The sequence below is a fragment of the Chitinophaga sp. Ak27 genome (assembly GCF_012726295.1).
Lineage (GTDB): Bacteria > Bacteroidota > Bacteroidia > Chitinophagales > Chitinophagaceae > Chitinophaga.
Genome location: NZ_JABAOB010000006.1, coordinates 245,590 through 258,647, shown reverse-complemented (window position 1 = coordinate 258,647; position 13,058 = coordinate 245,590). Strand labels below are relative to the sequence as shown.

Genomic DNA, 13,058 nt, shown 5'->3' with positions numbered 1-13,058 from the left:
AATTTGTTTTATGGAGGCCATCTAAATAATCTCCATCTGCTTCATCAGGAAGGTAGCATTCTTGTTGCGGGCGATGCCCTGCTGTATACAGTAGTCGAAATACAGGTGATCGTCCTGGATGGTGCTTTCGAAGCAGTAGTTCCGGATCTGACCGGGGTAGTTATCTTCCAGGTGGCCGAGCTCCAGGTCGTGCGTGGCAATCATTCCCAGGCAGTTATACTGCAGAAAATGCTCTATCAGGCTGCGGGAGCCAGACAGCTTGTCTTCCGAGTTGGTCCCTTTCAAAATTTCGTCCAGCAGGATAAATACCCGTTCCCCGGCCTTTAGCTGGAGTATAATATGCTGCAGGCGCAGCAACTCCGCCTGGAAATAAGAAGTATGACTGGCAATGGAATCCTTGATCCGCATGGATGTCATCAAACGCATGGGAGTAAACCGCATCTCCGCTGCACACACCGGCGCCCCGCACATAGCCATCAGCAGGTTGGTGCCCACGCTACGTAAAAAGGTACTCTTACCCGACATATTGGAACCGGTGATAATCAGAAAGCTATCTTTCTCCCCAACGGCCCCGTCATTTTTTACACAGTCGGAAACTGGTATCAGTGGGTGACCCAGGGCAACAGCCTCCATTACGCGCCCTTCCGATTGAGGTGTTGGCCAGGTAAATTCCGGATGATTATAGGCATAGGTGGCCAGGCTATTCCACACCTCCAGCCGTGTAACTACATCAAACCATTTAGTGATATGCTCCCGGTGCTTTAATTTCCAGCGCTCCAGGCGAAGGATGCAATGAAAATCATACAGCACCACGGAATTCAACACAATGCCCACCAATAGGTTCAAACGCTGGTCGAAGGCGCCACTCACACGTGATAACTGCCGTAAGGCCACATCGGCCTCCTCGGCGGTTTCCTGCTGCTGCAAGAGTAACCGCGACGCACCAAAGGCACCTTTCCTGATCAATTGCAATAAAATGGAAAACTTATCCAGTATCCTTTCTTTATGCGCTATCAACACATATTGCGACATAATTTTCTTTTGATTGGCCCCCAGCAACAACCAGTTGATCATGATCAATATCAGTAACGGGTAAAAATGGCCTGTCAGGATATTTACCACAATCGCTCCTGTGACCAACAACGGGCTTGCCCAGATGGCCACTTTCACTACCCGGTTATTCAGAAACTGGATGGGCATATCCAACCAGGCATAAATTTCCCGGCGATCGCCTGCTTCTTCCTTGGCCAGCAAAGCATTAGCGGTGAGCAGTTGCCGGAATTCCAATTCCGGGGCCAATACCTTCAATGCTTCCTGTGTGGCAGCTATTCCCGCTGTGTTCTGTAACGGCTGCCGCAGCGCCTGTGCCAACTCCTGTTTGCCCGACAGCGTCCCGGTGCGGTTGATATGCTGATAAATCGAAGAAGGACCGAATACGTCCAGGTCACTGCTGAAATCATGCTGGTCATCCACAAACTCATTACCACTGTCAAACCCTGATTGCCCGGTGGTAACCAGCTCTTTTTCTTTCTCATTAAGATCCAGTAAAGTGTTGTACAACTGCAGCCGTTGCTGCGATTTTGAATAACGTACCAGGAAAAAAACAAAAGCCACCAGTCCTATGGCAGACAACAACAGCCACGTGCCCTCCCTACCATTCCGGAAAAACAACACCACGCCCGCCAATGCCACGAGGAAGGATGCCAGCCTGCACCATGCCAGGGTAGACGTTAATCGCTTTTCCTTCCTAATGGCCTCCCGGAATTGTACGATTCTCTGCTGGTATATTGCTGCTACGGTCATCGATATAGTATTACTAATAAAAAAGGGATTTTGAAGTTTACGTTCACAATTTATTGAACATAAACCACAAAATCCCTGGTTTCAGTTGACCTGGATTATTTAAGCATACTGTCTTTTCAGTAAGTCAGGGTATTCCTGGCTCACTTTCAATATAAGTTCACCAAATAAAGTATTTACCCAGGCAAACCATGGACGGGTATATTTAGTTGGATCGTCCTTTTGATAAGATTCGTGAATAAAACCAGTGTCACCGTCGGTATTACGCAGGGTCTTAATGCAGGCGGCTATCTCTTCTTTATCATGACTGGTCAGCGCTTTAATAATAATGCTCATTGGCCAGATATAACCATCGCCGGTATGAGGACTACCTACCCCATCACCATATTTACCGCGGTAAAACCAGGGCTGGAAATTACTCCATACAAAGTGACGGGAAGCCTGGTACAGCGGATCATCTACGCCGGTATAGCCCAGGTAAGGGATCGACAGCAGGCTTGGAACGTTGGTATCATCGAGGAACAAACGGTTACCGAAGCCATCTACTTCAAAACCGTACATCATGCCCAATTTAGGGTGTTCCACGATAGCGTGGGCCTTGATGGCACGGTCTACTTCGTCGGCCAGCGCCGTACACTCTGCTGCAAAGGCATTGTCTTTATAGATACTTTCACTGATTTCGGCCAGTTGGCGCAGGGATACTACGGCAAACATGTTGGACGGAATCAGGAATGGGAATACGGTAGCATCGTCCGATGGGCGGAAAATAGACACGATCAGTCCCACCGGGGAAATGGGGTTACCCCATCCGCCATTGGCCACCGTATCTGATTGTACCGCCGATACCCGCTGGAATTTGTAAGGCCCCTTTCCTTCTTTACGCTGTTGTTCCTTGAACGTTTTCACGATCAGCTGCGCTGCCTGCTTGTATTTAGCATCGAATGGAGTATTGTCGCCACTGATCTTCCAGTAGTTATAAGACAACCGTACCGGGTAACACAGGGAATCGATCTCCCATTTCCGCTCATGCAGCTCTGGCTTCATCTGCGTAAGGTCTTTCTCCCATTCGCTGCCGGTAGGCCCTTCATTGAAAGCGTTGGCATATGGATCAATGAGGATGCATTTAGTCTGCCGGTTAATGACCCCCACCACCATATCTTTCAACTTCGTGTCTTCCTTCACCAATGGCAGGTAAGGCCAAACCTGGGCTGAGGAATCACGCAGCCACATAGCATTGATATCACCGGTGATCACGAAGGTATCCGGCTTACCATTGTCCATTTTAAAGCTCACCGTGGTATCGAGCGTATTAGGAAAGCAGTTTTCAAATAACCATCCCAATTTTGTATCTGCAATCTGAGATTTCACCTTCACGATGGTCTTTTCTACGGCTTCGCTGGTGAATTTCCGCTTTGCCAGTGGTGGGCGCTGGGAAGTATACCCTGCCCATCCAAATACTGTTTTGGGCAGTCCCAGCCCAACAGCGCCTGCTACAAGTGCACTGTTTTTAAGAAAATCTCTCCTTGCAACCATAACGTTTTTTGAATTTAGGAAGCCCTAAAATAGAAAAGTTTCCCGGATTTGCTTAATCGATTTATCAATCGTCCTCTTCTTCGGCAGCCTGTAACTTCACAAAAGCGCTTCTCCGGGGCGCCGGCATTACCGCATGTTCGCCATGGACGGCCTTCCACACCACTTCATTCAATTCCAGGTCCGGTACCCGGTCTTCATGCGCCAGGTCAAAATTAGCAGAACGGCGGGCGCTTTCATTCCAGGCCATATTTCTTTCATGAATATCTACCTGGGCTGGCAATACTGTATAAGGCGTCAGGTCCGGTGTGGCGGTAAACAGCTCCCACATAGGAGTGGCTGCCGCGTCGTACTGGCTCATAGGAGGTAAACCCAGGATCAGCTCCATAGTGCGCAACATACCGGAAGTGGAGTACATATTATGGTTTACTGACTTTCTTTTTATATAGGGACTGATAACATAGGCCGTAGAGCGATGTGCATCGATATGATCAGGACCATTTTGGGCGTCATCTTCCAGGATAAAAATGGCGCTTTCCTTCCATATCTTACTATGGGAGATGTAGTCCACCAGCTGCCCTACCGCCAGATCGTTGTCTGCCACGGCAGCATAAGGAGAATAGGCCCCCTTCCTCATACCGCTGGTATGGTCATTGCCCAGACGGATACTATTAAAGCGAGGCACCGCGTCGATAGCCAGCAGGGAATCAAAATCACGTTGCCATATTTGCTGGCGGGCTATATCCTGGACACCCAGGTCGAAAGAAGGATAATCAGTACAGAAGTTATTTTCCAATGATTTTAGCGACGCCTTTCCCTTCCCTGCAAATTCTCCATAAGTACGGTAGCTGATACCCGCACGATTACAGTAGTCCCAGATAAATCCTTTTTTGGGATACGCTATTTTCCGGCTACCTTCATAGTCATAGGTACCACCACGGCCACCATAGCTGGTGGGCCAGGTCTTTTCCACATAGTCTGTAGCATAGGCGGCTGTGCTCCAGTTATGGCCATCGGCGCTTACTTCCGCATCTACATAAAAATTATCTAACAATACAAAATTCTTTACCAGGCTATGCTGATTAGGGGTAATCCTGTCGGGGAAAATACACAGGCTGCTATCACCATTTCCTGCTGCTATATCGCCCAGTACCTGGTCGTAAGTACGGTTTTCTTTAATGATGTAGAAAACATATTTAATAGGAGAACTTTGTCCTGCTTCCCTGGGAACAGGATTGCCCGTTTCTCCGGCGGCCGTGCGTTCTTTGTCTTTGTTGTAAGGAGTGTTTTCATACACCAGCCGCGACCAACGGGCCAGCAGGGCATCATCCGGTGCATTAAAAACAGACAGGGTACCTTTAAACAACCCGCCAATATACTGTACAGGCCTGTCTTTCCGGGTATTGCCCTGATGTGAGCCACTCTCATCTTTTTTGCTTACAGGATTAGGTCCATCGGGATTGGCCATCGACGTAAATCCTTTACCGTTCGCTACCCATAACTTGCGTCCTATCATCCGCACGCAGGTGGGATACCAGCCCACTGGAATAAAGCCTTTGGAACGGCTTTTACAAGGATTGGATACATCAAAAACAGCCAGGCAGTTGTTGTCGGCATTGGCAATGTACAGTTGTTGGTTGTTGGCAGATAACGCCAGGCCATTTGTAGTGGAGCCGGCGGGAGCATCCGGATAAAGTGCTGTTTGCAGGGTTTCTATCACCTTCTGATCCGCCGTGCGGATCACCGATACTGCATTATCGTTGGCATTGGCCACATAGAGGTATTTCCCATTGCCGGACAGTATCATTTCATTAGGATGACTCCCTACAGCAATAGAGTGCTGGAGTTTTTCGGCCTTCAGATCAAATACGGCCACTTCATCTTTACCCCACAGGGAAATATATAACCGGCTTTTATCCTTAGATAGTACTACCGTGTAAGCTTCTGCGGGTAATGGAATACGGGAATTTACCTTATTCGTTTGCAGATCGATAATATACAAGCTATTATCTTCTTTCGTAACTACGTATAGCCGGTTACGTGAGTAATCGGCTACCATTCCGGTGGGGCATATTTTTTCCTTTGGCCAGCTCAAACCCAACCGGATACTGTCTGTTACCTGCAAATGATTATTATTAATGGAATATTGCCAGATCACGTTATCGTTGGCGCCGGAGGCATACAGTTTTTGCTCATCTTTACTGAAAGCCAGTCCTAACCAGGCTTTGGGGATGGTTACTTCATCCAGTTGCCCTTCATTTTTCGCGTCGAGCAGCTGGATGGTTTGCTTACTTTGCCCATTATTGGTAACAGCTACATATTTCCCGGAAGGCGATACCACCATATTCAGGGGCAAATCGCCCAATGGCAATGAGTGCCCTACCGGGGATAAAGACCAGCCATTAGGCAGTACTACACGCTTTGCTACTGTGTCAGTTGATTGCCCGTTTACCTGCAAGGCGGCCAGCAATAGCACGCCCCAACATAATTTTTTCATAGCGATTTCAATAAGTGAAGCGGTAAAAATAAAATGAACAGCCGGGTCGTCGTCCTGTCTTACCAAAAAGTAATACTAAGATAATATAAAGCAAAAAGCTGAAAGCCTTCAGCTCTCTATTACATGTTCCTTCTGTACTGCCCTCCAACTTCATACAGGGCATGGGTAATCTGGCCAAGGGAGCAGTGCTTCACTGTTTCCATTAATTCGGCGAAGAGGTTCCCATTGTTTACGGCTACCTGTTGCAAATGCTTCAGGGCTGCTTCGCTTTTGTGCTCATGCCTGCGCTGGAAGGCTTCCAGGGTGTGGATCTGAAATTCTTTTTCTTCGGTGGTAGAGCGGATTACTTCTGCCGGGATGATGGTAGGCGAGCCATTTTTATTCAGGAAGGTATTTACGCCTACTATAGGGAACTCACCGGTATGTTTCAGCGACTCGTAGTACAGGCTTTCTTCCTGTATTTTATTTCGCTGGTACATCCTTTCCATGGCGCCCAAAACGCCACCACGTTCGGTAATACGGTTAAATTCCGCCAGTACGGCTTCTTCCACCAGGTCGGTCAGTTCTTCAATGAAGAAGGAACCTTGCACGGGGTTTTCATTTTTAGCAGTACCCAATTCCCGGTTGATGATCAGCTGAATAGCCATTGCCCTTCTCACGCTCTCTTCTGTAGGAGTAGTGATGGCCTCATCGTACGCGTTGGTATGCAGCGAATTACAGTTATCGTAAATGGCGTACAATGCCTGTAGTGTAGTACGGATATCGTTAAAATCGATTTCTTGCGCGTGTAAACTGCGGCCGGAAGTCTGGATATGATATTTCAATTTCTGGGAGCGGTCGTTGCCTTTGTATTTATACTTAATGGCTTTGGCCCAGATGCGGCGGGCAACACGACCTATCACCGCATACTCAGGGTCCATACCGTTGCTGAAGAAGAACGACAGGTTAGGTGCAAAGTCATCGATGTTCATGCCCCTGCTCAGGTAGTATTCTACATAGGTAAATCCATTGGCCAGTGTAAATGCAAGCTGGGTAATGGGATTGGCGCCTGCTTCTGCAATATGATAACCCGAAATACTTACTGAGTAGAAGTTGCGTACTTTCTGGGTGATGAAATATTCCTGCACATCGCCCATCAGCTTCAACGCAAATTCGGTGGAGAAGATACAGGTATTCTGCGCCTGGTCTTCTTTCAGGATATCTGCCTGTACAGTACCACGTACCGTACTGAGGGCATGGGCTTTAATTTTCTCATATACTTCACGGTCCAATACTTCTTCTCCCGAAATACCTAGTAGCTGCAGGCCAAGGCCATCATTGCCGGCGGGCAGATCCCCGTTGTAATGTGGCAACGGATGGTCTTTGAACTTTTGGGCTATCAGGGATTTTACTTTTTCGGTAAGTCCCTGTTCCCTGATATATTTCTCGCATTGCTGATCAATGGCGGCATTCATGAAAAACGCCAGCAGTATAGGCGCAGGGCCATTGATGGTCATGGATACCGAGGTTTTGGGATCACAGAGATCAAAACCACTGTATAGTTTTTTAGCATCATCCACGGTGGCGATGCTTACGCCGGAGTTACCCACTTTACCGTAGATATCGGGTCTTACCGCAGGATCTTCCCCGTACAGTGTAACGCTGTCGAAAGCGGTAGACAGGCGCTTTGCTGGCTGGTCGAGCGATACGTAGTGAAAACGTTTATTCGTTCTTTCCGGGCCGCCTTCACCGGCAAACATACGGGTAGGATCTTCGCCTTCCCTTTTCAGCGGGAATACACCGGCGGCATAAGGGAATTCTCCGGGCAGGTTTTCTGTGAGCTGCCAGCGAAGAATATCGCCCCAGTCGTTGTATTTGGGCAGGCTCACCTTGGGAATCCTGCTGTGGCTCAGGCTTTCGGAATACAGTGGAAGCTTGATCACTTTATCCCTTACCTGGAATTCGTAAAAATCGGCGGTGTATTTTTTCACCAGAGCGGGCCATTCTTCTACCAGTTTTTTACATTCCGGGTGCAGGGCCTTTTCCAGGTGTGCTTTGATATCAGCCAGCGCAGCGGACTGTGAAGCTTGCAGGGCTGCCACGCCGGCTACCTGGTACAATTGGGTAGCCAGTTTGCATTGTTCGTTTACCCAGTTGCCATAGTCGACGATAGCTTCTGCTATCTCAGCCAGGTAGCGCACGCGGGCTGGCGGTATGATCTGCGATTTAGTGGCAGTAGATTTAATGCTTTCATGTGGCATAGGACCGAAGCTGATACCGGCTTTCTCCGTTACCTTCTCCATTACCTTTTCATAGAGCAGGTTGATCCCGGCATCGTTGAACTGGGAGGCAATAGAGCCTACTACCGGCAGTTCTTCTTCTTTCGCATTCCAAAGGTTATGGTTGCGTTTATATTGCTTGCGTACATCGTGCAATGCATCGAGTGCGCCGGCTTTATCAAATTTATTGATGGCAATCACATCAGCATAGTCGAGCATGTTGATTTTCTCCAGCTGGGAAGCGGCGCCATATTCCGGTGTCATCACGTACAGGGACACATCGCAGTAGTCGGTGATAGCGGTATCGCTCTGGCCAATGCCCGATGTTTCGAGGATGATAAAATCGTAGGCAGCCAGCTTACAGATATCGATGGCTTCCTGTATATGTTCGCTGATGGCCTTATCGCTTTCGCGGGTAGCAAGAGAGCGCATATAGGCACGCGGGTGATGGATGGAGTTCATCCGGATACGGTCGCCCAACAAGGCGCCCCCTGTTTTCTTTTTAGAGGGATCTACCGAAATAACGGCAACGGTTTTATCGGTGGTATGATTCAGGAAACGGCGTACCAATTCATCTGTTACGCTACTTTTACCAGCACCTCCGGTGCCGGTGATACCCAGTACCGGTGATCTTTCGGGTTCCCCTGCGGTAGATGTGATCCGCGCACCGGCTGCTTCATCTATGGTTACCGCAGTGCGGGCTTTTTGTCCGCTGAGCAGTGCTACCGGGATATCGTTTTCTGCCAGGCTGATAGCACGGGCAATAATTTTCGGGTTTTTATCTTTCCGGAGCTGCGGGATGTCTTCCACGTTGCTGCCGGCAGGCAAAGGCTTAATGGTTATATCACATTGGCGGATTAGGTCTTCAATCATGCCTTCCAGGCCCATTTGTCTACCATCATCAGGTGAGTAAAGGCGCGCAATACCATAGGCATGCAGCTCTTCTATTTCTACAGGGAGAATGGTTCCTCCGCCACCGCCAAATATCTTTATATGTCCGCAACCTTTTTGCTGGAGCAGGTCATACATATACTTGAAAAACTCCACATGACCACCCTGGTAGGAAGTCACGGCTATGCCCTGTGCATCTTCCTGTATGGCACAGTCAACAATTTCCGCAGCAGAGCGGTTGTGCCCGAGGTGAATAACCTCGGCGCCCTTTGCCTGCATGATGCGCCGCATAATGTTAATGGCGGCATCATGGCCGTCGAATAAAGCGGCCGCTGTTACAATGCGCACCTTATTTTGTGGTGTATAAGACATATCAATAACCGGTTTTTGTTACGCAAAGGAGCAATGGAGCAAAGGAGCATAAGTGCTTTGCATCGCTGCACCGCTGTTGCTTTGCGTGAGACATGCAAGTTACGGAAAAACCGGCTGAACTGCCGGTATGGCGCGGGTTTTATCAGAATTAGAATAGATTGAACACCTACCTCATCTTGTTGCAAAATTTTTAACTGATACCAAAATGAGTTAGTATTTCCCTAAAACAACTTTCCCCTGTACAAAGCCTGTACAAGGGAAAGTGTAAAGTTAAGACACAAGGCATTAATGCTTAGCAGTCTTATGTTTCATAACGTGGAACTATAAAATCAAACTATTGATCAAATGATTTTGTAGTCTTTCAAACTTATTAAATGGAATTTTTCTACATACGGCAAAAAACAAAAAAAAAAATTTAGAGCGAACTCGTCTTAGATCCTGGTGATATACTGATATTAAGTCGTTTTATAGGATGTGTACATCTTACACAATCTTACTTAAAATTTTGTTAAAAACAAACTTTTTTTTCACGGCCGATATAAAATTAACAGTGCAATTTTTATGCAGGTACACATCACCCCAAACCCTTACTGAAAAAGGATTTTAGCGGTATAAATTTTGACAGAAATAAAAAATATTTAACAACCCCGTGCTAAAAAAGTACCAGAAACAGGGTTAGAAGCCAATACCCAGGTAGCGCTTCTTGCGTTGGTCGTACTTGTCGAAATTAAACTTATACAGTTTGGCAGGACGATGAGGCACATCTTCCTCTTCCTCGTTCAGATCCATCAGTAAATCCATCGACAAGAACTTCTTCCGGAAATTACGCCGGTCGAGCTCCATATCCAGGATAGCTTCGTAAAGGTTTTGCAGTTCGCGGAGGGAAAACTTGCGGGGTAATAAGTTAAAGCCAATAGGCTGCACCAGCACCTGCTGTTTGAGCCGCTCATGGCAGGTATCCAGTATCTGTTTATGGTCGAATGCCATTTCATGCAGGTCTTTTACGCTATGCCAGTGCAGTTCATTGTTATGCAGCTTTAGTTCTACGTGCTCAATGTTGACCAGGGAGTAATAGGCTACGGTAATGACTCTCCCGGCGGGATGGCGGTGAATGGCACCAAAGGTTTGTACCTGTTCCATGTATACATCATCCAGTCCTGTACGTTCTTTTAGCACGCGATAGGCTGCTTCATCCAGCTCCTCATCAGGCCGGACGATATCTCCCAGCAATGACCATTTACCTTTGAATTCTTTAAGGTCAGATTCTATCAGTAATACTTTCAGCTCATCATCATTAAAACCGAAAATGACACAATCTACCGAAATAGCTACCTTGAAATAATCCTTAATTTCAACAAGGTGCGTGTTGATGTTCTTGGTGTGCATAGACATCATAATGAACGTGGAATTACAGCTATTGGTTATTTTAAATAACGTGCGGAATTATAATCAAATGAAAGAAAAAAAAAGCATATTTAAAACAAAATGGGTCGAATTTTTTGAACAGCTATCCCTATCCTGAAAGATAAGTTTAAATTTACGTTTCAGTATCATACATTATGTACACAAAGGAGATAGAAATAACCCTGGCGCAGTTGGCCAAAGACCTGCTAAGCCACTTGCAGCAACAACGGCTGCTGGATTCCGTTGACAATACCCTGGAAGCTTTACGCCGCGTGATCGCTTACAACGACTGGCGTTATTATGTGCAAAGCGAACCTGTTATCAGTGATTATGAGTATGACCAGCTATTTGCCTGGTTAAAGAAGCTGGAACAGGAGAACCCACACCTGATCAGTGCCGACTCTCCCACCCAACGGGTGGCCCTGGGGCTTACCAAGGAATTTGTAACGGTGCCTCACCTGGTACCCATGCTCAGCCTGGAAAACTCCTATAATGCAGATGATCTGCTCGACTGGGACCGTAAAGCCCGGGAAAGTGCAGGCCTGGCCGAAATTGAATATTGTATAGAACCCAAGTTCGATGGCGCCAGTATCTCCCTGATATATGAAGACGACCGACTTACCCGCGGCGCCACCCGCGGCGATGGCGTAGCCGGTGAGGATATCACCACCAACATAAAGCAGATCCGCTCCATTCCACTATCCGCCAGCTTCTCCAAATATGGGATTCATCAAATCGAGATCCGCGGAGAAGTGTTGATCAATAAAAACACCTTTAAAGCTTTCAATGATAAACGCATTGCCGAAAACTTGCCACCACTGGCCAATCCGCGCAATGCCGCTTCCGGCTCCCTGCGCATGGTAGATCCCAACGAAGTAGCTAAACGCGGGCTGGAAGCGTTTCTGTATCATATGAGCTACCATACCATGAACCCCGGGCAACAGGAACCGGCCGCGCTGCAAACACACAGCGGGACGCTGGAGCTATTGTCAACATTGGGCTTCCGCAGCCCCGCCAAAGAAAAAAAAGTGGTAAAAGGTATACAGGCAGTGATCGACTATTGCCTTTTCTTTGAAACAGAGCGTGATAATCTCCCCTACGAAATTGATGGTATGGTGATCAAAGTCAATGACTATGATCTCCAGGATGAATTGGGTATGACCACCCATCATCCCCGCTGGGCCATTGCCTATAAATTTAAAGCAAGGCAGGCCACCAGTAAGCTGCGTAGCGTGGAATTCCAGGTAGGCCGTACCGGTTCTATTACCCCTGTTGCTAAAATTGACCCGGTACCTATTGGTGGCGTTACGGTAGGATCTATTTCTCTTTTTAATGAAGAAGTGATCAAAGAAAAAGACCTGAAACTGGGCGACACAGTGCTGGTAGAAAGAGCCGGCGATGTAATCCCTTATATCGTAAAATCGGTAGCTGACCTGAGGGATGGCAGCGAGCGGGAAATTGTATTCCCTACCCATTGCCCGGTATGCGGCGATAAACTGGTAAAGCCGGCAGAAGAAAGTGTATGGCGTTGTACCAATATCAACTGTGAAGCACAGGTGGTAGAAAGAATGATACATTTTGTGAGTAAAGACGCCATGGATATCAAGAGCTTTGGAGAAAGCAATGTGCGCAAATTCTTTGCAGCCGGCCTGATGCATGATATCCCCGGCATCTATGAACTCGACTTCGGGAAGATTGCCGCCATGGAAGGATTTGGTAAAAAGTCCCTCACCAACCTGCAATCCGCTATAGAACAATCTAAAACGCAGCCGCTGCACCGGTTGATATTCGGGCTGGGCATACGTTATGTAGGCGAAACCACCGCCAAAACACTGGCCAATGCAGTGATCAATATTATGGACCTCCAGCATTGGACGGAGGAACAAATACTAGCGTTGGAAGATATAGGGCCTAAAGTAGCCGGATCTATCCGTTCATTTTTTGCCAATGCCGATAATATAGCCATGTTACATAAACTTGCTTCACTGGGGATTAACATGGAAAACACCAAAAAATCGACGGTGACATCGGGTAACCTCAATGGGCAAACGTTTTTATTTACCGGCACCCTTCATAAACTGAAACGCAGTGAAGCTGAAGAGCTGGTAGAGCAGGAAGGCGGTAAAATAGTGAGTGGCGTAAGCAGTAAACTCAACTACCTGGTAGTAGGCGAAGAGGCTGGCAGTAAACTGGAAAAAGCCAAAAAAATAAATACCATCAAAATATTGACAGAAGACGAGTTTCTCGTGCTGATCAACAAATAATCATACCTGCAACGCCTGCTGTTGCCGGCAGGTGTTGCTATT

At 47.4% G+C, this 13,058-nt stretch carries 6 protein-coding genes; 1 reads left to right on the top strand and 5 read right to left on the bottom strand.

Annotated features, from left to right (window positions below):
• Positions 1–21 precede the first annotated feature (21 nt).
• The 5 genes from HGH90_RS20770 to HGH90_RS20750 form a co-directional block, all read right to left on the bottom strand.
• Positions 22–1,803, bottom strand: coding sequence for a MutS-related protein (locus HGH90_RS20770; RefSeq protein WP_169191811.1), 1,782 nt, complete (start codon positions 1,801–1,803; stop codon positions 22–24).
• 99 nt (positions 1,804–1,902) lie between these two features.
• Complete coding sequence (locus HGH90_RS20765) at positions 1,903–3,333, bottom strand: glycoside hydrolase family 125 protein (protein ID WP_169191810.1); 1,431 nt, start codon at positions 3,331–3,333, stop codon at positions 1,903–1,905.
• A gap of 64 nt (positions 3,334–3,397) precedes the next feature.
• The gene (locus HGH90_RS20760; RefSeq protein ID WP_169191809.1) at positions 3,398–5,827 is read right to left on the bottom strand and encodes a beta-propeller fold lactonase family protein; all 2,430 of its coding nucleotides are present in this window, start codon (positions 5,825–5,827) and stop codon (positions 3,398–3,400) included.
• 119 nt (positions 5,828–5,946) lie between these two features.
• On the bottom strand, positions 5,947–9,348 hold the full coding sequence (locus HGH90_RS20755; protein ID WP_169191808.1) for a methylmalonyl-CoA mutase family protein: 3,402 nt from the start codon (positions 9,346–9,348) through the stop codon (positions 5,947–5,949).
• A gap of 675 nt (positions 9,349–10,023) precedes the next feature.
• On the bottom strand, positions 10,024–10,743 hold the full coding sequence (locus HGH90_RS20750) for an NUDIX hydrolase (RefSeq protein ID WP_168766876.1): 720 nt from the start codon (positions 10,741–10,743) through the stop codon (positions 10,024–10,026).
• Positions 10,744–10,907: 164 nt separating this feature from the next.
• Between HGH90_RS20750 and ligA the strand changes: the two genes are divergently transcribed.
• Positions 10,908–13,016 (top strand): NAD-dependent DNA ligase LigA, encoded by a 2,109-nt coding sequence (gene ligA, locus HGH90_RS20745; protein ID WP_168766875.1) that lies wholly within the window; start codon positions 10,908–10,910, stop codon positions 13,014–13,016.
• Positions 13,017–13,058: the final 42 nt, after the last annotated feature.